The sequence below is a fragment of the Thiomicrorhabdus aquaedulcis genome (genome assembly GCF_004001325.1).
GTDB lineage: Bacteria > Pseudomonadota > Gammaproteobacteria > Thiomicrospirales > Thiomicrospiraceae > Thiomicrorhabdus > Thiomicrorhabdus aquaedulcis.
In genome coordinates, this window is record NZ_AP018722.1 from 1,292,100 (window position 1) to 1,313,494 (window position 21,395).

A 21,395-nucleotide genomic window follows, 5' to 3' on the forward strand; every position below is an offset into this window, starting at 1 on the left:
AAGGCCTGTCTAAAACAGGCCAAAAAGAGGAGAGAACTATGGAATCCACCATGGTCGAAAAAATTAACGCTCTACCGCAATATCGGCGATTAGTGCGTGAACGTTCACGTTTAGCTTGGTTGTTGAGCGCTGTAATGTTAGTTGCTTACTTTGGTTTTATTTTGTTAATCGCTTTTAACCCAGATTTTTTTAAAATCGTTGTTTTGGGTGAATACATGACCATTGGTTTTCCTTTGGGTGTGGGCATTATCTTATTAGCGTTTGTACTCACTGGAATTTACGTGCGTAAAGCCAACAGTGATTTTGACGAATTAACACAGCAAATTCGTGACGAGGTTCAACAATGAAATTACATTCTTATACAACTGGACTATTGGCACTGTTGGCCTCAAGCAGTGTTATGGCAGACGACGGTGGTTTATTTCAACCCAAAACCATCATGTTTCTTTTATTTGTTGTGGGAACCTTAGCCATTACTTATTGGGCGGCGCAGCGTACTAAAACAGCCAGAGATTTTTATACTGCAGGCGGTGGAATTACTGGTTTTCAAAACGGATTGGCTATTGCAGGCGATTACATGTCTGCAGCCTCGTTTTTAGGTATTACGGCGTTGGTGTACTCCAGTGGTTACGATGGTTTAATTTATGCGATCGGTTTCTTGGTGGGTTGGCCGGTTATTATGTTTTTAATGTCGGAGCGTTTACGTAATCTAGGAAAATTTACGTTTGCTGATGTCGCATCATTTCGTTTTCAACAAACACCTATTCGCGTCTTTTCGGCCGTAGCCGGAATTGCGATTGTTTTATTGTATTTAATTGCCCAAATGGTCGGCGCCGGTGCTCTAATTCAAACTTTATTTGGCTTGGATTTTGAAACGTCAGTCGTGATTGTAGGTCTGTTGATTATTGCTTATGTAACTTTTGGTGGCATGTTAGCGACTACCTGGGTGCAAATTATTAAAGCAGTGTTGCTGCTGTCAGGTGCGACCTTTATGGCGTTGGCAGTAATGTATTTGTCTGAGTTTAGTTTTGAAACCTTGTTTAAGAACGCGGTGGAAAATCATGCCAAAGGCATGGACATTATGTACGTTGGTGGCTTGGTTAAAGACCCAATCAGTGCTATTTCTTTAGGGATTGCATTAATGTTTGGTACAGCAGGTTTACCTCACATTTTAATGCGTTTTTTCACAGTACCTAATGCTAAAGAAGCGCGCAAATCAGTGTTTTATGCCACTGGATTTATTGGCTACTTCTATATTCTTACCTTTATTATTGGTATGGGTGCGGTGGCGTTTGTCTTAGGCAACCCTGCTTATTTTGTTGACGGTAAAATGATTGGTGGCGCAAACATGCCAGCGGTGCATTTAGCGCACGCAGTCGGTGGTGATCTGTTCCTAGGTTTTATCTCAGCGGTTGCATTTGCTACCATTTTAGCGGTAGTTGCGGGCTTAACCTTGGCAGGCGCGTCGGCGATTTCGCACGATATTTACGCCAACGTAATTAACCCTAATGCCACCGAGCAAAACGAATTGCGCGTTTCACGCGTGGCGACAATTGTTTTGGGTATTGCGGCTATTTTGTTAGGTATTGCTTTTCAAACGCAAAACATCGCCTACATGGTTGGTTTGGCCTTTACCATTGCCGCCTCAACGACGTTCCCTGTGCTGATTATGTCTATGTTCTGGAAAGACATGACCACGCGCGGTGCAGTGATTGGCGGAACCTTAGGGTTGTTGTCAGCAGTTACCATGGTAGTGTTAAGCCCGAACGTATGGGTTAAGGTAATGGGGAATGCTGAGGCCATCGTGCCTTACTCAAACCCAGCGCTGTTTACTGTGGCGATTGCGTTTGGTGGTATTTGGTTGTTCTCTAAACTGGACAATTCACCACGTGCAAAAATTGAACGCGATTTGTTTGATGCACAATTTATACGTTCACAAACTGGGATTGGCGCCGAAGGTGCTTCTTCTCATTAAACCCAAAAACTAAAATGTTAAGGGTTTCGTAACGTTTAAATTAAACGCTAGCGACAATAAAAAAGGGCTGTATTTTACAGCCCTTTTTTTTCATTAAATTTTATTGTTTGATGCCCAAAGGCCTCACAAAAAGAGACCTTTATGCTAATAGATTATGGTTTTAAGCACGCCTTGTGGGTGTAAAATTATGAATCTTACATCGGACTTTTTTGCGTCGTACGCAGGTAAAATTTTCTGTATTTTTTCTTTTACATCACTCGTGCAGAAATCTCACAAGGATAAATTATGGCTCTTGAACAACAAATGCAGTTTTTAGCACAAATTTCGCCCTTTGATGTTTTAGATTCAGCACAATTAAAATTGGCCGCCGAAAGCTTAGACGTCGTTTATTTTGTAACAGGACACACCTTAAAACTACAAGACCCTAAGACATCTGACCAGGCCTGGTTGTATTTCGTTATTAAAGGCATTGTGGCTGAAAACGTAGGCGATTTGCTTATAGCACGCTACAGCGTAGGCGGTTTTATTGGCGCGCGTCAATTGTTGTTAGAAGCAACACAACCTCAAAATACCGTTCATCAAAGTCAAATTAACCACGCTGTTTCTACGATTGATGCACAGTATTGTATTGTGGAAGAGGCTATTTTGTATCGTATGCCTGGCGCTGTTTTTGTAACACTTATGCAGCAAAATACTCAATTTAACAGTCATTTTAACGCCAGTTTAGTTGATAAACTTAATGCTTTGCACAATCAATTACAAGCTCAACAATCCACAGAAGTAATGATGGAAACAGTGTGCTCTGCCCCAATGCAACCCCTGGTAAGCGTGGCCGCAACCAGCAGTTTGCTCAGTGCTGTACAAGCTATGGTTGCGGCCAATACCGACGCGTGCATGATCGAGTTTGCATTAGATTCTTTAGAAATTGATGCGTCAGAAAAATGGGGCATTATCACCGCCACCGAAGTGCTAAAAAGTTTGGCGAGTGGAGATAATCCGCAACTTATAAAGGTAGGAGAGCTTGCTAATAAGCCCGTGTACACGGTACATCAGTTTGATTATTTGTTTAATGCCTTGCTTAAAATGACGCGTCATCAAATTAATCGGTTGGTTGTACGCAGCGACAGCGGTTGGTTGGGGTTTTTGCATCAAAAAGAACTGATGAGTTTATTTGCCAATCAATCTGGATTGGCATTGTTAAAAATTGACCAGGCCTGCTCGATTGAGGATTTAAAACAAGTTACTCTGCAAATGGATCAGCTTATAGCCAGCTTAAATCGTAAAGGCATTAAAATGCACTACATTGCTAAACTGGTAGGTGAATTGCATCGCAAGTTGTTTTATAAACTTACCGAGTGGTTTTTACCACAAGAATTGCATTCAAAAGTGTGTTTGTTGGTTATGGGCAGTGAAGGGCGATTTGAGCAACTTATTCGCACCGATCAGGATAATGCACTTTTATTGCAAAACGACTTGTTAGACCAAGAGCGTGCGCAAGTTGATAAGTTTGCTGTGGTGTTTAATGGTGCATTAATAGAGTTGGGGTTTCCAAATTGCTCGGGCAATATTATGGTAACCAATGAGCAATGGCGGCAGCCGATAGGAACGTTTATTGCCCAGATTGACCAATGGTTTGATCAGCCCAATACCAATAGCTTTATAAACATGGCCATTTTTTTTGATGCTCAACCCATTATGGGTGACGAGAGCTTGTTGGATAAAGCCAAGCAACGTTTAAGACTGCGCATGCAACAACAGCCAATGTTGTTAAAGCACTTTGCTAAGAGTGCCTTGCAATTTGAAACTCCGGTGAGTTTTTTTGGTGGATTAATTACCCAAAAAAACAGTGGGGTCGAACGTATGGACATTAAAAAAGGCGGTATTTTTCCCATTGTGCATGGCATACGTTGCTATGCGTTAAAGTCAGGTATTTACGCGACTAACACCCATTGGCGCATAAAAGCCCTAATGGACAAAGGCGTTTTAGATCCCTCTTTTGGAGTTGAACTAGGCGAAAGTCTTAACTTTTTAATACACTGCGTCTTGAATCACAACTGAATCAATTGGCGCACGGAATACACTCTAGTCAAGTAGATAATTGCATCGAACTGCAGGCTTTGTCGCACTTGCAGCAAGATTTGCTAAAACAAGCATTGGGTGTAGTCACCCAATTTAAAAAAATCCTGACACGACAATTTAGCATACAGGATATTTTATAATGCACACTGTCCAGGCCTGGTTAAAGGCAAAACAGCGTTCTTGGCAGTTTAAAAAACTAAAGAATCCTAAATTTACACACCTGTTTACACCAACAATACCGGGGCGTTATGTGTGTTTTGATTGCGAAACCACCGGACTCAGCCCTAAACAAGACAAGATTATTTCGCTAAGCGCCATAATAATAGAAGATAACCAGGTTTTAACCAGCCAAGCGCTTAACTTATGGATTAAGCAATCACAACCCATTAACGCAAAAAGCATTAAAGTGCACCGCATTCGCAATGCGGATTTGACCCATCATCACAATGTAATGAACGAACAGGAAGCCATTAGTCAATTTTTAAAGTTTATCGAAGGCGCGACACTAGTAGGGTATTTTTTAGAATTTGATGTCGCCATGATTAATCAAGTGATAAAGCCATGGCTAGGTGTCAATTTACCCCATCCTCAAATTGAAGTATCCAAACTCTATTATGCGCAGCAATTGGCCAAGCAGTCCCCAGGCGTCTATCAAGGCGATATTGACTTACGCTTTAAGGTAATGCTAAACCAGTTGCAGATTCCAAATTTTGCACAACACGATGCATTTAGCGATGCCCTAATGACCGCATTAATGTTTATAAAACTCAATAAATACCTTCAGCCATAGGCTAAAGGTACAGACAAACTTGACAAAACAGCCTTTAGACTATATATTGCCGACAGATTTTTTAAAAAGTTTGATTAAGAGGCGTTTAAAGCAATTTAAACGACTGCTTAAATTTTTAAAAACCCCGTTTTTACGGGGTTTTTTGTTATTAAAAACCGTTAAATTAATGGAATCTTTGCGTGACTGTAGAAGAAAAATTAGAAAACCTCTTGAAACCCACCATTGAATCAATGGGCTTTGAGTTTTGGGGCTGTGAATATTTACCAGCAGGAAGACATTCTGTCTTAAGAATATACGTCGAAAAGCCCGATGAAGGCATTAATGTAGACGACTGTGCCGATATCAGTCGTCAAATTAGCGCCATTATGGACGTTGAAGACCCTATTTCAACCGCCTATATGCTCGAAGTGTCCTCGCCGGGTATGGAGCGTTTGCTTTTTAACCTTGAGCAGTATCGTCGCTACGAAGGCAAAACTGTGCAAATTCGTACCGCTATTTCTGTACTAGGTCGCAGACGCTTTAAAGGCCCCATGCTCAAAGTAACCGAGTCCCACATCGAAATAGAAGTGGACGGTGAGTTGTTTGAGATTCCATTTGACGTGATTGATAAAGCGAATTTAGTCGCAGAGTTTTAATCAAACACCCCTATTTAAAGTGAGTGCATAATGAGTAAAGAAATTTTAGCGATTGTTGAAATCATGGCAAACGAAAAAGGCGTTGATAAAGAAATTATTTTTGATGCCATCGAAACTGCGCTTGCCACCGCCACCCGAAAAAGTCACGACGACGAATTGGATGCGCGTGTACACATCGATCGTCATACCGGTAATTACGAAACCTTTCGTCGTTGGGAAGTCATTGACGACGCCACCGCCATTGAAGACAACGTGGGCTGGTATTTACGCGAAATGGATGCAATAGACATTGACCCCAATATTGAAGTCGGCGAATTTATTGAAGAGCCTATTGACTCAATTGATTTTGGACGCATTGGCGCACAAACCGCCAAACAGGTCATTATTCAAAAAGTTCGTGAAGCCGAACGTAAAAAAGTCGTAGAGGTTTACTCTAAGCGCGTGGGCGAAATTTTAACCGGCCAAGTTAAGCGTATTGACCGCGGCGATGTTATTTTAGACATGGGCGATTATGTAGATGCTGTCATTCCACGCAATCAATTAGTAGGTCGTGAAACCTTCCGTATTGGTGATCGTGTGCGTGCCTATTTACAAGAAGTTGGTTTTAGACCACGTGGCCCACAACTGTTTATGTCACGTGCATGTAAAGAAATGCTGATTGAATTGTTTAAAATTGAAGTTCCCGAAATTGGTGACGATTTAATCGATATCATGGCCGCAGCACGTGATGTTGGCTTTAGAGCCAAAATTGCAGTTCGTGCCAATGACCCACGACTAGACCCAATAGGTGCTTGCGTGGGTATGCGCGGGGGGCGTGTGCAAGCCGTTACCAATGAATTGGCAGGCGAGCGTATTGACATTATTATTTGGGATGGCAATGATGCGCAGTTTGTTATAAACGCTATGGCACCCGCTGAAGTCACCAATATCATGGTTGACGAAGACAAACACACCATGGATCTTGCGGTTGAAGACGAGCAGTTATCACAAGCCATTGGTAAAAATGGACAGAATATTCGTCTTGCCAGTGAGTTAACAGGCTGGGTATTAAATGTTATGACCAAAACCACCATGTCTGAAAAACACGACACCGAATCGAAAGATCAGGTTGAAGTGTTTGTAAATGCTTTGGACGTGGATGAAGAGATGGCCGAAATGCTTGTCTCTGAAGGGTTTACTACCCTAGAAGAAGTGGCGTACGTGCCTGCAGCTGAAATGCTGCAAATTGATGGATTTGACGAAGATATTATCGCCGAACTTAAGCAACGTGCTAAAGATGCGTTGTTAACACAAGCCATTGCCGCAGAAGAAAAAACCGTTTTAGCCGAACCTGCTGACGATTTGTTGAATTTAGAAGGTATGACTCCTGAGATGGCCAAACAATTGGCCACGCACGGAGTGATTACCCAAGAAGATTTAGCCGAACTTGGTACGGATGAATTACTAGAATACATTAATATTGACGAGACCTCTGCAGGTGAGCTTATTTTAAAAGCGCGTGCACCATGGTTTGAGTAAGGGAGAGTTTCAATGGCCGAAGTATCAGTAAAGCAATTTTCAGAAAACCTTAATTTGTCTGTAGATAAATTATTATCACAGCTTGAAGCTTCAGGCGTGAAAGGCAAAAAATCTGCCGATAATATCTCAGAAGACGAAAAACGTACCCTTTTAGGGTACCTAAAAAGTTTACACGGTGAAACCGGTGATGCTCCCGAGAAGGTGACGTTACGTCGTAAACAAACACTAAACTTATCGGCAGGCACTGGCAGTGGCAAACGCACTGTCAACGTGGAAGTGCTTAAAAAACGTACTTACGTTAAAAAACCCGAAACGGTGGAAGAACCTGTGGTTGAAGCTGTTGTAGAACCCATTGTGGCGTCTGTAGCAGTAGAACAAACTCCAGTTCAAACGCGCGTTGATGCTGGCGTAACCGATGCAGCGGTTGAATCTTTAATTCAGCCAAAATCGGTTGAAAGACCCAAGCCTACACATCAAAAACCAGCGGCAAACAAGCCGGTGGTTGCCGTCAAAGTAGGACAGACATCAGTTGTAGTAGAAGCACCACTGCCTGAGAAAGAAGATCATTCTAAAGCCGCTAAAAAAGAAAAAGACAAAAAACACCACACTGGTCGTAAAGCCAATGACGGTGTAGATGGCCCTAAAGGCGGTAAAGCGAAAGTGCTTACTGCACCAGCAGGCAATCGCCGTCCAGGTGGAAAAGGCGGGCGTAAAGGTGGGTTTAAATCCAATCATGCGCAGTCTGACAACGAACATGCTTTTCAAATGCCTACCGAACCTGTTGTACGTGAAGTAAAAGTACCTGAAAGCATTACCTTGGCCGCATTGGCTGATCAAATGTCGGTAAAAGCCGGTGAAATTATTAAATTTATGATGATGCAGTTGGGCACTATGGCCACCATCAACCAAATTTTAGATCAAGAAACGGCCATGTTAATTGTTGAAGAGATGGGGCATAAAGCCATCGCTTATAACGAAGTAACAATTGAAGACGAAGTGGTTAATCAAGAATACCACGGTGAAACAGTAACACGCTCACCTGTCGTCACCATAATGGGTCACGTTGACCATGGTAAAACGTCCTTGCTGGATTACATTCGTAAAGCCAAAGTTGCCTTTGGCGAAGCCGGTGGAATTACTCAGCACATTGGGGCATACCATGTGGATACCGATCGTGGCGGGGTAACCTTTATTGATACCCCGGGTCACGCCGCGTTTACCGCAATGCGTGCACGTGGTGCCAAAGTTACCGATGTCGTGGTCATTGTTGTGGCTGCCGACGACGGTGTAATGCCACAAACCAAAGAAGCTATTCAGCACGCTAAAGCCAGTGGTGTAGGCATTGTAGTGGCAGTCAACAAAATGGATAAAGAAGCCGCTAACCTTGATCGAGTGATGCAAGAATTGGTGGCCGAAGGTGTGGTGCCCGAAGCATGGGGTGGGGATGTGCAGTTTGTACCTGTATCGGCTAAGACCGGTATGGGCATTGAAGAACTGCTAACCGCTATTTCATTGCAAGCCGAAATGCTTGAGCTGGAAGCACCTATTGAAGGGCCAGCCAAAGGGGTGGTTATTGAATCACGCCTAGACAAAGGTCGAGGGCCTGTGGCGACTGTACTAGTGCAAAGCGGTACGCTTAAAAAAGGCGATATTGCATTGTGCGGAATGGAATACGGCAGAGTTCGTACTTTGCTGGGCGACACCGGTGTGATTATTACCAGTGCAGGTCCTTCTATTCCGGTTGAGATTATTGGTCTTTCAGGTGTGCCAGTAGCCGGTGACGAGATGATTACGGTTGAGACTGAACGCAAAGCGCGTGAAGCCGCAACGTTCCGTCAAGGAAAGCATAAAGAGTTAAAAATTGCGCGTCATCAAAAATCGAAGTTAGACAACATGTTTAACAAGATGACCGAAGGCGAAATGCAAAGTATTAATATTGTGCTTAAGGCCGATGTGCAAGGTTCTATCCAGGCGATATCCGATGCATTAACCAAGTTGTCTAACGATGAAATTCGCGTTAACGTTGTGTCATCTGGCGTGGGTGGAATTTCAGAAACCGATGCCAACTTAGCCATTGCGTCTGATGCGTTGATTGTTGGCTTTAACGTGCGTGCCGATGCTACGGCAAAACGTATGATTGACAGTGAAGGTGTTGCGTTAAAGTATTACAGCATCATTTATGAAATTGTTGATGACGTTAAACGTGCGATTGAAGGCAAAATGGAACCCGAGTTTAAAGAAAATATCTTGGGAATTGCCGACGTTCGTGAAGTCTTTAAAGCACCTAAAATTGGTCTAATTGCAGGTTGTATGATTGTAGATGGCGTCGTTAAGCGCAATAACCCTATTCGTGTGTTGCGTGATAACGTGGTGATTTACGAAGGTGTATTAGAATCATTACGTCGCTTTAAAGACGATGTAGCCGAAGTACGCCAAGGTATTGAGTGTGGTATCGGGGTCAAAGATTACAACGATGTACGCGCCGGCGATCAAATAGAATGTTTTGAGCGTATTGAAGTTAAGCGTACCTTAGCTTAATGCTTGAACCCAAGTCTGTTGCCCGTTAGTTTAAATAACATGTTGAGTTATAAGCGTATTGACCAGGCCTGGTTAATGCGTTTATGGCCAAAACAAATTATTTGTGCCAGACGTAATCACTTTACAAAATTACCCCGTTTGGGGTTTTTTTGTTTAAAATCATCTTAATATTTTAAGATTCGTTTTAATAAACTAAAATTAAATCAATAGCCTACGGGCTTAAGTGAGAACACCATGAGTAACGATGCCGTTAGCCGCCCAACGCGCGTGGCGTATGAAATTAAAAAAACTTTGGCGCAAATGCTGTTGCGTGAGGCCAAAGATCCACGTTTTCAAAAATTAACATTACCGAATGCAAAGTCAGCAAGGACTTAAGCATTGCTAAAATTCACTTTACCTTGATTGGCCACAATGGCGATGATCCAGAAGTGCAAGACGTAGTGCAAGCGCTTGAAAAAGCCAAAGGCTTTTTTAGATCAGAATTAGGAACCAAGTTACGCTTAAGAATTGTTCCAGACGTGCGGTTTTATTACGATGAAGTGCCTGAGCATGCGCAGTATATGGAAGCCTTAATTCAAAAAGCGTTGAACTCGTAAATGGTGCAATTTAAACACCCTCCAAAGCAGAATGTTCATGGCATAGTTTTACTTAACAAGCCAGTGGGCGTTTCGTCTAACGGAATTTTACAAAAAGTCATGCGAGTGTTTAACGCCAAAAAAGGCGGACACACCGGTGCTCTCGATCCATTTGCCACTGGATTGTTGCCTATTTGTTTAGGCGAGGCCACTAAAGTTTCGGGATTGTTGCTCGAATCGGACAAACGTTACACCGCTACCTTAAAATTGGGCGAGCAAAGCAGCACCGGCGACACCGAAGGTGAGATTATTAAACGTGATGCGGTTCCGGTTTTATCACGCGAAATAATTGAAGCCGTTTTTGCTCAATTTACAGGCGATATTCAGCAAATCCCCCCCATGTATTCGGCTCTAAAACACCAAGGAAAACCCCTTTATTATTACGCGCGTCAAGGCATAGAGATAGAACGGCCTGCTCGAGATATTACTATCAAGCAATTAAATTTAATACGTTTTGAAGAAAACAACATTGTGTTTGATGTATTGTGCACCAAGGGCACTTATGTGCGTACATTAGGTGAGGATTTGGCTAAGGGGCTGGGCACGGTCGGGCATTTAATTGCCTTGCATCGTACTCAAACCGGCAGTTTAATAGGCGACGACATGTTATCGCTAGAGCAAATTGAACAGCAAAAACTTGATTGTGTTAAGCCATTAGACATAGCACTTGAGCATTTACAACGAATTGATTTAACGTCGGAAGAAATGGACTTAATTCGTCACGGTCAAATGCTTGCCAAACCTAAGCCTCACACCGAATTGGTGCGTTTATACCACGCCAATGTATGCATTGCTGTGGGAGAATGGCACCTTGAAAAAGGCTTACTTAAGCCCAAAAGGGTATTTAATTTAGAGGAATCTGGTGTATGAGCGAGCAAAAAATGCGCTTTGAACAAGCCGACGGCATTTTAGATTTACGCGATGAGATTGCCTACCAAACTGCACATCTTCTGGGCGCGACTTGGTTAAGTTGGGACGATTTACCCGAAAGTTTAGCCATGTTGCCCGCGGCACCTGCACAATTTTTTTTAGTGGGTTCTAAAGCACAAATAGACGCCGCAAGTATTTTTTTAGACTTAAAAGAATATCAAGTTACCGGTTCATTAGTGGTTGAGTTAGACCAATCAATGGCATTATGGGACGCGCAATTACCAGGCCTGGTGGTTTCTGGAAACGATTCAAAAGTCTTGTGGTCACCCAACGAGCTTGTGGTTAGATGGTTGAGCAAATTAGAGTTTGATCCTAAAGCCTTAAAACCCAGACCACTGGCACTCGATTTGGGCTGCGGTGCTGGGCGTGACGCCGTTTTTTTAGCACAAAAGGGTTTTGTCGTCGACGCTATTGACAGTGAGGCACGCACCTTAAAACGAGCCAAGCAATTGGCTGCACGCAGTCGTACGCAAGTGCGCTTTAAATGTTGCGATTTAAAAAATACCGAGTGCTTCCCCGACCAAATGTACGATGTGATTTTAATGGTGCGCTATTTAAATAGAGATTTATTTGACGCCATCAAACAACACGTTAAACCCGGCGGTTATGTGTTAATTCATACCTTTAGTGAAGGCGTTGAAGAGTTTAAATCTCCCAAAAATCCTAACTTTATTTTGCAACACGGTGAATTACGTCAAATTTTTGCTGGTTTTACCATCTTGGTAGATAATACAACTTATCTAAACGATGGCCGTCCCATGAATGCGTTTATTGCGCAAAAGCCACTTATTGAATAAAACAACGTCCTGAGACCTTTGCACGAGTGGGGTGCGAGAAAAAAATGAGGAAAAATTTGCCTGATTGAGGCGGGAAACGCAGTGAATAGCTGGCTATTAACAAGTTTTCCAACGAAAAGCAGGAAAGTTTTAACCATTTTTGGCCGTACATCCACTCGTGCAAAGGTCTCGTCCTGTAACATCGCCTTTAAAATTAACCATTCAATCTATGTTAGGAGACCCAAAATGTTATCAATGAATCCCAAAGAGTTATTTAACTTTTTTCAGCAACACGCTATTTGTGAGTCACTCACCTTTCCTGAGGTTGAACGTCTGATGGCGTATTTGCAAGAAAAATCCTACGCCGCCGGTGAAATCATTTCGGATGCGGGTGAAGTAAGTGAAGCGCTGGGCTACGTTATTAATGGCAAAGTACAGTTCTCTAGTTTTGATGGTCAAGATGCCGCCATTGTGGGCAAGCAAGATGAAGGGAGCTTAGTGGGTGAAATGTCATTTTTTGACCGAAAGCCCCGTAATTTGCGCATGGAAGCGTCTAAAAAAGGGGTTTTAATGTTTATATTAACCCGTGCTATGTACGACCGTATTAAAGTAGAAGAGCCGTTTATAGCCGTTAATATTTTAGAAAACGCCATTGTCAGCTTGGATAATTTAGTGCGTCATATGGGTGACGATATTTCAGCCTTAGGTCATTACATGCAAGGTTTTGGCAAACATTAAGCGTACTTTGCTCTTACAAATGCACCCTAAACATATTTATGTGTTTAAAGCGCTTGATTTTCGGTTATAAAACCGTAAAATGCGCACATTAACTTCTATCATCGGTTGTGGAAGTTACTTTTATTAAAACCGATCCAATGGAGAAACCCGCTATGTTTAACGCTGAAGTAAAAGCAAACATCGTTGCAGAATACGCGACATCAGAAGGTGATACAGGTTCACCAGAAGTTCAAATCGCACTTATGACGCACCGTATTAAGTACTTAACTGAGCACTTCAAGACTCACAAACAAGATAACCATTCACGTACTGGTTTATTACGTTTGGTAAGTCGTCGTCGTAAACTTTTGGATTACATCCATAAAAAAGATGGTCAAAGATATTTGAGCATCATTCAGCGTTTAGGATTACGTAAGTAATTTGTTCGTTGTTAAAAAACCCCGCTTGCGGGGTTTTTTTATGCCTAAAATTTAACGCTAAAAAGCCCGATACAGCACATTAATAACGAGTAAAATGACTCACTATTTATTTATCCGCTTACTGCAAACCCATTGAGCCTGAATCCCTAATATCGCCAAACCGCTTTTTGCGTTCGTGCGACATTAGGGATTCAGGTTTTCAGTAGCGACGTTTTACCTTACTAAACCAAAGGACATTTCATGGCTAAGATTACCCAAACATTTCAATATGGCAAACACCACGTTACTTTAGAAACCGGCGAAATCGCCCGTCAAGCCGACGGTGCCGTGATGATTGGCATGGGCGACACCCGAGTATTAGTAACGGTTGTGGCCGCTAAAACCGCCAGTCCCGGACAAGATTTTTTTCCTTTAACGGTTAATTACCAAGAAAAAGCTTACGCCGCAGGGCGTATTCCAGGCGGATTTTTAAAGCGCGAAGGCCGTCCTTCTGAAAAAGAAACCTTAACCTCGCGTTTAATTGACCGTCCAATTCGCCCATTGTTTCCAAAAGGGTTTTTAAACGAAGTTCAAGTTATTGCGACCGTAGTTGCACTTGACCCCGAAGTAGGCACCGAAGTGGCGGCCATGTTGGGAACGTCCGCCGCCTTGGCGATTTCGGGCGTGCCTTTTAACGGTCCATTGGGTGCGGCGATTGTTGGGTACGTTAACAATGAATACGTGTTGAATCCTAGTCAAGAAGTGCTAAAAACCTCGGCGTTAGAGTTGAGTGTGGCCGGTACAAAAGATGCGGTATTAATGGTTGAATCGCAAGCCGCAGAACTGCCCGAAGCCGTGATGTTAGGTGCGGTTATGTTTGGGCATTTGCAAATGCAAGTGGCGATCCAAGCTATTGCCGAATTTGCACAAAAAGCGGGCAAACCTGTTTGGGATTGGCAAGCTCCGGCTGAAAATACCGCTTTAAAAGAGGCCGTATTTGGTTTAATTCGTTCAGACGTTGAAGCTGCCTATTCGATCGCCGATAAAATGGATCGTTACAGCGCATTAGATGCCGCCAAAACCAAGGCATTAGAAAGTCTGGCGTTATCAGACACCAATCCAGCTGGTTTTGGTGAAAAAGACATTGATGGCATGTTTGGTAAATTACAAAAAAATATTGTGCGTGGCCGCATTATTAAAGGCGAGCCGCGTATTGACGGGCGTGATGTACAAACCGTGCGTCAAATCACGTGTCAGGTGGGTGTATTGCCAAAAGTACACGGTTCAGCCCTGTTTACCCGTGGCGAAACGCAAGCATTGGTCGTGACCACTTTAGGCACCGAGCGTGATGCCAAAATTGTGGACGATTTAACCGGCTCTTACCACGATCGTTTTATGTTGCATTACAATTTTCCGCCGTTTTCGGTCGGTGAGTGCGGACGCGTTGGCAGTCCAGGACGTCGTGAAATTGGTCATGGTATGTTGGCGCGTCGTGGTGTGGCGGCATTATTGCCCAGTGTGACCGAGTTTCCGTACACCATTCGCGTGGTGTCAGAAATTACCGAATCAAACGGTTCAAGCTCTATGGCCTCGGTGTGCGGTACGTCTATGGCGTTAATGCACGCTGGTGTGCCTATTGCCGCGCCCATTGCAGGGATTGCCATGGGACTGATTAAAGAGGACAGCGGTTTTGCGGTGTTGTCTGACATTTTAGGCGACGAAGATCATTTGGGTGACATGGATTTTAAAGTCGCAGGAACCCAGCAAGGGATTACCGCTTTGCAAATGGACATTAAAATCACCGGTATAACCGAAGAGATTATGAGCATTGCATTGCATCAAGCGCAAGCTGGGCGTTTGCATATTTTAGAAGAGATGGCCAAGGTCATTAGTGTGTCTAATAGCGACGTCGCCGGCACCGCACCGCGCTTTTTCTTAGTAAAAGTAAAACCTGAAAAAGTCCGTGAAATCATTGGTAAAGGCGGGGCAACCATTCGCGCTTTAACCGAAGAGACCGGATGCACTATCGAAATTGACGACGAAGGCAACGTTAAAATTGCGGCCGTAGACGACGAATCGGCCAATCGCGCCAAAGCGCGTATTGCCGAAATTACTGCCGAACCCGAAATTGGCAAAACCTACGATGCCGTGGTTAAAAAGATTGTTGAGTTTGGGGCGTTTGTGGCGTACATGCCTGGTCGTGAAGGCTTGGTGCACGTATCGCAGATCTCAAACGAGCGTGTTGAAAACGTTGAAGATTATTTAAAAGAAGGTCAAGAAATTCGCGTTAAGCTAACCGACATAGATAAGCAAGGTCGCGTTAAGTTGTCAATTACGGCGGTAGAAGCTTAATTTTTAACGCCGTTTTTATGTGAAGCAAAGGCCATGAAAGTGGCCTTTTTTGTCATCAAAATAACCTTAAACCTTTGCATGCGTTTATGCCCTTGTGCGTAGACCGTAAAGTGTCTTTTGAATTGGAAAATAAAATATTATGTCAACAGCGCATTCCGCCTTTAAATACCTTGGCCAACACGCCATAGAGAGCTTAAATTTAACCGTAGAGCATTATCAGCATAACGTCACCGGTGCGACGCATTATCACTTGGCCGCTGAAGATGGCCAAAATGTGTTTTTAGTGGCCCTTAGAACCGTGCCCATGGACTCAACCGGTGTAGCGCACATTTTAGAACACACTACTTTATGTGGCAGTGAAAAATATCCGGTGCGCGATCCGTTTTTTATGATGATTCGTCGCTCTCTTAACACCTTTATGAATGCCTTTACTTCAAGCGATTGGACCGCGTATCCGTTTGCAACCGAAAACCGTAAAGATTTTCAGAATTTATTGCAAGTCTATATGGATGCGGTGTTTTTTCCGTTACTTGACCCGTTAGATTTTGCCCAAGAAGGCCATCGGTTTGAGTTTGAAGAGATGGAAAATCCCAATTCACCTTTAACTTACAAAGGCGTGGTGTTTAATGAGATGAAAGGGGCGATGAGCTCACCCGTTTCTACGCTTTGGGAGGTGCTGAGTCGTGAACTTTACCCCACCAACACCTATCATTACAACAGCGGTGGCGAGCCAGAAGAGATTCCTAAGTTAACCCATCAGCAGTTGGTTGAGTTTCATCAAAATCATTACCATCCGTCAAACTCGGTGTTTATGACCTACGGTGATATTTCGGCACTTGAGCATCAAACGCAATTTGAAACCTTGGCGCTGCATCGCTTTACCGAATCGGTTGAGCAAGTGCACGTTGGCTTAGAACAGCGTTTTAGTACGCCCAAAGTAATCGAAGAAGCCTATGCGCTGGATGAAGAAGATATTGAGGGCAAAACTCACATTGTTTTGGGGTGGTTATTAGGTCAAAACCAAGATCCGTTAGAGGTGTTAAAAGGCCATTTATTGGGTGCGGTATTATTGGACAACAGTAATTCACCCTTACGTAAAGTACTAGAAGAGTGCGACTTAGCCGCCGCACCGTCGCCGTTGTGCGGATTTGAAGAGTCTAATAAAGAGATGGCGTTTGTCGTAGGGGTAGAAGGTTCAGAACCCGAACACGCCCAGGCAATTGAGCAGCTTATTTTAGACACGCTTGAACAAATCGCCCGCGATGGGGTTGAGCAACACCAGGTGGAAGCGATGTTGCACCAATTAGAGTTGTCACAACGTGAGGTAGGCGGCGACAGTTACCCTTATGGCCTGGGGTTAATTTTGCACGCTCTGCCTGGGGCGTTGCACGACGGCGATCCTATTGCTTTATTGGATACCGATAAAGCCTTGCTGGCGTTAGAGAGTCAAATTAAAGACCCTAATTTTATACCAGGCCTGGTCAAGTCTTGGTTGCTAGATAATCCACATCGCGTGCGCTTAACCCTAAAGCCCGACACCGAATTGTCGGCGCAAAAAGCCCAACACGAAAAGACACGTTAGCCGCTATACAAAACGCGTTAACCGTGTCGCAAAAGCAAGCGATTGTTGAGCAAGCGTTGGCGTTGCAAAGTCGCCAAGCTCAGGTAGATGATCCGGATATTTTGCCCGAAGTCACCAAAGATGATATTCCCGTTGATATTGCTAATTTAACATTACCGGTTATGGCATTGGGGCAAATGCCAGTGAGTACCTATCAATGTGGCACCAATGGGTTAGTGTATGAGCAATTAATTTTAGAATTGCCAGCCTTAACGCCACGTGAACAGATGTTAATGCCGTTGTTTAACAGTTGCTTAACCGAAGTGGGCAGTGGCGGGCGCGACTATTTAGAGACGCAATCGTACCAGGCCTCGGTCACAGGCGGATTATCGGCGCGTTCGGCAATTCACTCTAAGTTAAATGCACCTGACGACTGTCACAGTCATTTTATTGTTTCGGGTAAAGCGTTAAATCGCAACCACCAACCGTTGGCCAGCCTAATAAAAGAGACCTTGTTTGATGCACGTTTTGACGAACACGCTCGCTTAAAAGATTTGGTGGGACAAATTCGCTCGTCTATTGACCACGGCATAACAGGCAACGGCCACGGTTTAGCCATGATGGCGGCGGTGCAAAACTTTACGCCCACCGCACAATGGCAGTTTCAGCGTTCGGGATTTGCCGGTATTCAAGCCATAAAAGAACTGGATAAAACCCTTAAGAAAAAAGCCCATTTAGAACAGTTTGCCGAGGATTTAAGCACCATTGCGCAAAAGCTCTGTCAAGCACCCAAACAAGCCTTGTTAATCAGTGACGAAGCCGGTTTGCCACAGGCTATGGCTGGTCTTAAAAGTGAATGGTCTGCAATGAGTAATGTGGCGGCTACCAGCTTGTTTAGCTTACACGCTGATAAAACTCCTATTCACCAGGCCTGGGTAACCAGCACTCAAGTTAATTTTTGTGCATTAGCCTATCCTGCCGTTATGGCCGACCACGCCGATGCACCCAAGTTGGCGGTGTTAGGTGCGTGTTTGCGTAATGGTTTCTTGCATTCCGCCATTCGAGAAAAAGGCGGCGCGTACGGCGGCGGCGCCAGCTACAACAGTGAAGCAAGCGCCTTTGTATTTTATTCGTATCGTGACCCGCGCTTATTAGAAACCTACGATGACTTTAATCTTGCCCAGGCCTGGTTAATGAGCAATGAGGCCACACAAGCCAAAGTGGACGAGGCGATTTTAAACGTCATCAGCGCCATGGACAAACCTGGCTCACCGGCGGGCGAGGCTAAAAAAGCCTTTTATCAAACGTTATATGGCCGCACGCACGCGGTGCGTATGGCGTATCGTCAGGGCGTTATTTCAACTACGGTGGACGAGTTACGCACCGTGGCCGAGCGTTATTTAAGCGCTAATAATGCCTCGCGTGTGGTGCTTACCAATAAAGGCAATGCCCAAAAATTGGTTGATTTTGGTTTTGAAACCCAAATTTTGTAAGCGATTGACACTGTTCAAAGGTCTCAATTGCCATAAAAAATGGTATTATGCACACACTTTTTTTGTTGACCTGTACCGTTGTGCAGGTCCTGTTTTGGACATACTAAGTAGCTGGAACCCAAAACAGTATTGTTGGCAGCATCGGTAAGACCTACCGCATGTTGACTTACTTCAGGCAAACCCAGCTCCTGAAGATCATTGACCCCAACCCATGAGGTAACTTTATATGAGCGGACAGTTTATTGACCAAGATCCACAAGGCACGCAAGAGTGGATCGATGCGTTAGAGGCCGTTGTTGATTTTGAAGGCTCCGAAAAAGCCGAACACATTATTGCCAGTTTGATTGAAAAAGCCCGTTTGCACGGCGTTGACATTCCTTACTCGGCCAATACACCGTACATCAACACCATTGCATTAGAAGATCAAGCGCACTATCCGGGTGATCTTAAAATGGAACAGCAAATTCGGGCTTTATTGCGTTGGAATGCTATGGCGATGGTGGTACGCGCCAATAAATCAACCAGCGTGGGCGGTCATATCGCCTCTTACGCCTCAAGCTGTACCTTATATGAAGTGGGGATGAACCATTTCTTTAAAGGCCCTAAACATGAATTGGGTGCCGATATGGTGTTTTTTCAGGGTCATACCGCGCCTGGTATGTACTCACGTGCCTATTTAGAAGGTCGTTTACCGGTTGAAAAACTGCGCAACTTCCGCCAAGAAGTAAACGGCGAAGGCTTGTCTTCGTACCCGCACCCTTGGTTAATGCCCGATTTTTGGCAATTTCCGACTGTGTCCATGGGATTAGGACCGTTAATGGCTATTTACCAAGCGCGTTTTATGAAATACATGCACGCACGCGGTCTAAAAACCACCGAAGGGCGTAAAGTCTGGGCGTTTTTAGGCGACGGTGAGATGGATGAACCCGAATCACGCGGTGCATTGCAAGTAGCCAAACGCGAAAAACTCGACAATCTTATTTTTGTGGTCAACTGCAACTTGCAGCGTTTAGACGGTCCAGTGCGCGGTAATGGCAAAATTATTCAAGAGCTTGAAGGCGTGTTTAGAGGTGCCGGCTGGCGTGTAATTAAAGTGCTTTGGGGCACAGGTTGGGATCGTCTGTTGCAAAAAGACAAAACCGGCAAGCTCATCGAACTGATGGGCGAAGTGGTGGACGGCGAATACCAAGGTTACAAAGCCAAAGACGGCGCGTACGTGCGTAAACATTTCTTTGGAAAATACCCAGAAACCCTTGCGTTAGTCGAAGACATGACCGACGCTGAGATTTTTCATTTATCGCGTGGCGGACACTCACCACGCAAAATGTACGCCGCTTACAAAGAAGCGGTTGAAACCAAAGGTCAGCCCGTTGTTATTTTAGCGCACACCGTTAAAGGCTACGGCATGGGCGAATACGGTGAAGCCGCCAACACCTCACATCAACAGAAAAAACTCGATATTCACGGTCTAAAGCATTTCCGCGACCGTTTTAGCGTGCCTATCTCTAATGCCGAATTAGAAAATGACGTGCCGTTTTACCGTCCAGAAGAAGACTCGGACATGATGGCGTACATTAAAGACCGTCGTGCCGCGTTGGGTGGCGACATTCCGTCACGCGTGGACGTGGCCGAAGCCTTGCCTATTCCCGATTTAGCCACCTTTAAAATGCTCACCGACGGCACGGGCGACCGTGAAATGTCAACCACCATGGCGTTTGTGCGTATTATCTCTATTTTATTGCGCGACAAAACCATTGGGCCACGTGTTGTGCCTATTATTCCTGACGAGGCGCGCACCTTTGGTATGGAAGGTTTGTTCCGTCAAGTCGGTATTTACGATCCAGCTGGTCAGTTATATGAGCCAATGGATCAAGACCAACTCATGTGGTACAAAGAGTCGGCCACCGGTCAAGTGCTTGAAGAAGGCATTAACGAAGCCGGTGCGATGTCCTCGTGGATTTCGGCCGCGACCGCTTACGCCAACTACGGTGTGGCGATGGTGCCGTTTTACATTTATTACTCGATGTTTGGTTTTCAGCGTATTGGCGACTTGGCTTGGGCGGCGGGCGATTCACGTGCGCGTGGCTTCTTGTTAGGGGCTACCGCAGGGCGCACCACACTTGAAGGCGAAGGCTTACAACACCAAGACGGTCACAACTTAATCATGTTTGACGCCGTGCCCAACTGCATGAGCTACGACCCAACGTTTGCCTACGAAATGGCGGTCATTATTCGTGACGGTTTAGACCGCATGATGGCCAAAAAACAAGACGTGTTTTATTACATCACCTCTATGAACGAAAACTACAGCCACCCCGCCATGCCAGAAGGCGCGGAAGAGGGCATTATTAAAGGGATTTATTCGTTTAAAAAATCCACGTCAACCGCCACTGCACGCGTGCAGTTGATGGGTTCGGGCACTATTTTTGGCGAGGTGATTAAAGCCGCGCACATGCTTGAAACAGACTGGAACGTGGCCGCCGATATTTGGGCCGCACCGAGCTTTAACCTATTGCGCCGTGATGGGATTGAAGTCACTCGTTGGAACATGTTAAACCCAACCGAAACACCAAAAGTACCTTATGTCACCCAAGTGTTGTCAGCCGTAGAAGGGCCATTTGTGGCCGCCACCGACTATATGCGCGACTACCCCAACCGTATTCGTGAATACGTGCCAGGGGCGTTTCATATTTTAGGAACCGACGGTTTTGGACGTTCAGACACGCGTGCCCAGTTGCGTAATTTCTTTGAAGTGGACAGCTACCATGTCGTAGTCGCCGCCTTAAAAGCACTTGCAGACGAAGGCAAAGTGGACGTGTCTTTGGTTACAAAAGCCATTAATCAATATGGTTTGAGTGGACAAAGAGCGTTTCCATTGCACGTCTAATATATGAGCCGCCTATCGCTAAAGTAGCAATTGTAAACTTTGCATAAGCGGCCTTAACGCAATGGGCTTGAACAGACAACACTTTTTATA

The 21,395-nt window shown here is 44.6% G+C and carries 16 protein-coding genes and 1 pseudogene; all 17 read left to right on the forward strand.

The window, feature by feature from the left end:
* Positions 1-38: 38 nt before the first annotated feature.
* Positions 39-347, forward strand: coding sequence for a DUF485 domain-containing protein (locus tag EP181_RS05955; protein WP_127470837.1), 309 nt, complete (start codon positions 39-41; stop codon positions 345-347).
* Positions 344-1,975 (forward strand): cation acetate symporter, encoded by a 1,632-nt coding sequence (locus EP181_RS05960; RefSeq protein ID WP_127470838.1) that lies wholly within the window; start codon positions 344-346, stop codon positions 1,973-1,975. The genes EP181_RS05955 and EP181_RS05960 overlap by 4 nt, the downstream gene beginning before the upstream one ends.
* A gap of 894 nt (positions 1,976-2,869) precedes the next feature.
* Positions 2,870-4,194: pseudogene (locus EP181_RS05965) on the forward strand (putative nucleotidyltransferase substrate binding domain-containing protein).
* Positions 4,194-4,844 (forward strand): 3'-5' exonuclease, encoded by a 651-nt coding sequence (locus EP181_RS05975; RefSeq protein ID WP_127470840.1) that lies wholly within the window; start codon positions 4,194-4,196, stop codon positions 4,842-4,844. The pseudogene EP181_RS05965 and the gene EP181_RS05975 overlap by 1 nt, the downstream one beginning before the upstream one ends.
* Positions 4,845-5,023: 179 nt before the next feature.
* Positions 5,024-5,479 carry a ribosome maturation factor RimP gene (gene rimP, locus EP181_RS05980; protein ID WP_127470841.1) on the forward strand — a complete coding sequence of 152 codons (456 nt, stop codon included), beginning with the start codon at positions 5,024-5,026 and terminating at the stop codon, positions 5,477-5,479.
* Between the two features lie 30 nt (positions 5,480-5,509).
* On the forward strand, positions 5,510-6,997 hold the full coding sequence (gene nusA, locus EP181_RS05985; protein WP_127470842.1) for a transcription termination factor NusA: 1,488 nt from the start codon (positions 5,510-5,512) through the stop codon (positions 6,995-6,997).
* Between the two features lie 12 nt (positions 6,998-7,009).
* On the forward strand, positions 7,010-9,535 hold the full coding sequence (infB, locus tag EP181_RS05990) for a translation initiation factor IF-2 (RefSeq protein ID WP_127470843.1): 2,526 nt from the start codon (positions 7,010-7,012) through the stop codon (positions 9,533-9,535).
* A 234-nt stretch (positions 9,536-9,769) separates the two neighbouring features.
* The gene (locus tag EP181_RS12365; protein WP_232023344.1) at positions 9,770-9,910 is read left to right on the forward strand and encodes a ribosome-binding factor A; all 141 of its coding nucleotides are present in this window, start codon (positions 9,770-9,772) and stop codon (positions 9,908-9,910) included.
* Between the two features lie 11 nt (positions 9,911-9,921).
* Entirely contained in the window at positions 9,922-10,131 is a 210-nt protein-coding gene (locus EP181_RS12370) for a ribosome-binding factor A (RefSeq protein ID WP_232023572.1), read from the forward strand.
* Positions 10,132-11,040, forward strand: coding sequence for a tRNA pseudouridine(55) synthase TruB (gene truB, locus EP181_RS06000; RefSeq protein WP_127470844.1), 909 nt, complete (start codon positions 10,132-10,134; stop codon positions 11,038-11,040).
* Positions 11,037-11,897 carry a class I SAM-dependent methyltransferase gene (locus EP181_RS06005; RefSeq protein WP_127470845.1) on the forward strand — a complete coding sequence of 287 codons (861 nt, stop codon included), beginning with the start codon at positions 11,037-11,039 and terminating at the stop codon, positions 11,895-11,897. The genes truB and EP181_RS06005 overlap by 4 nt, the downstream gene beginning before the upstream one ends.
* 225 nt (positions 11,898-12,122) lie before the next feature.
* Positions 12,123-12,614 carry a Crp/Fnr family transcriptional regulator gene (locus tag EP181_RS06010; RefSeq protein ID WP_127470846.1) on the forward strand — a complete coding sequence of 164 codons (492 nt, stop codon included), beginning with the start codon at positions 12,123-12,125 and terminating at the stop codon, positions 12,612-12,614.
* A gap of 152 nt (positions 12,615-12,766) precedes the next feature.
* Entirely contained in the window at positions 12,767-13,033 is a 267-nt protein-coding gene (gene rpsO, locus EP181_RS06015; RefSeq protein ID WP_127470847.1) for a 30S ribosomal protein S15, read from the forward strand.
* A gap of 240 nt (positions 13,034-13,273) precedes the next feature.
* The gene (gene pnp / locus EP181_RS06020; RefSeq protein WP_127470848.1) at positions 13,274-15,364 is read left to right on the forward strand and encodes a polyribonucleotide nucleotidyltransferase; all 2,091 of its coding nucleotides are present in this window, start codon (positions 13,274-13,276) and stop codon (positions 15,362-15,364) included.
* 139 nt (positions 15,365-15,503) lie between these two features.
* A complete protein-coding gene (locus EP181_RS12375; RefSeq protein ID WP_232023345.1) occupies positions 15,504-16,946 on the forward strand; it encodes an insulinase family protein in 1,443 nt (480 codons plus the stop codon).
* 23 nt (positions 16,947-16,969) lie between these two features.
* Positions 16,970-18,418 carry an insulinase family protein gene (locus tag EP181_RS12380; protein ID WP_232023346.1) on the forward strand — a complete coding sequence of 483 codons (1,449 nt, stop codon included), beginning with the start codon at positions 16,970-16,972 and terminating at the stop codon, positions 18,416-18,418.
* A gap of 226 nt (positions 18,419-18,644) precedes the next feature.
* Positions 18,645-21,305: a pyruvate dehydrogenase (acetyl-transferring), homodimeric type gene (gene aceE / locus EP181_RS06030; protein WP_127470849.1), complete on the forward strand. Its 2,661-nt coding sequence runs from the start codon at positions 18,645-18,647 to the stop codon at positions 21,303-21,305.
* Positions 21,306-21,395: the final 90 nt, after the last annotated feature.

Excerpts from the sequence above, each read along its gene's own strand:
- EP181_RS05955 (WP_127470837.1), top strand. The coding sequence starts at position 39 with ATGGAATCCACCATGGTCGAAAAAATTAACGCTCTACCGCAATATCGG.
- EP181_RS05960 (WP_127470838.1), top strand. The coding sequence starts at position 344 with ATGAAATTACATTCTTATACAACTGGACTATTGGCACTGTTGGCCTCA.
- EP181_RS05975 (WP_127470840.1), top strand. The coding sequence starts at position 4,194 with ATGCACACTGTCCAGGCCTGGTTAAAGGCAAAACAGCGTTCTTGGCAG.
- nusA (WP_127470842.1), top strand. The coding sequence starts at position 5,510 with ATGAGTAAAGAAATTTTAGCGATTGTTGAAATCATGGCAAACGAAAAA.
- infB (WP_127470843.1), top strand. The coding sequence starts at position 7,010 with ATGGCCGAAGTATCAGTAAAGCAATTTTCAGAAAACCTTAATTTGTCT.
- EP181_RS12365 (WP_232023344.1), top strand. The coding sequence starts at position 9,770 with ATGAGTAACGATGCCGTTAGCCGCCCAACGCGCGTGGCGTATGAAATT.
- truB (WP_127470844.1), top strand. The coding sequence starts at position 10,132 with ATGGTGCAATTTAAACACCCTCCAAAGCAGAATGTTCATGGCATAGTT.
- EP181_RS06005 (WP_127470845.1), top strand. The coding sequence starts at position 11,037 with ATGAGCGAGCAAAAAATGCGCTTTGAACAAGCCGACGGCATTTTAGAT.
- EP181_RS06010 (WP_127470846.1), top strand. The coding sequence starts at position 12,123 with ATGTTATCAATGAATCCCAAAGAGTTATTTAACTTTTTTCAGCAACAC.
- rpsO (WP_127470847.1), top strand. The coding sequence starts at position 12,767 with ATGTTTAACGCTGAAGTAAAAGCAAACATCGTTGCAGAATACGCGACA.
- pnp (WP_127470848.1), top strand. The coding sequence starts at position 13,274 with ATGGCTAAGATTACCCAAACATTTCAATATGGCAAACACCACGTTACT.
- EP181_RS12375 (WP_232023345.1), top strand. The coding sequence starts at position 15,504 with ATGTCAACAGCGCATTCCGCCTTTAAATACCTTGGCCAACACGCCATA.
- aceE (WP_127470849.1), top strand. The coding sequence starts at position 18,645 with ATGAGCGGACAGTTTATTGACCAAGATCCACAAGGCACGCAAGAGTGG.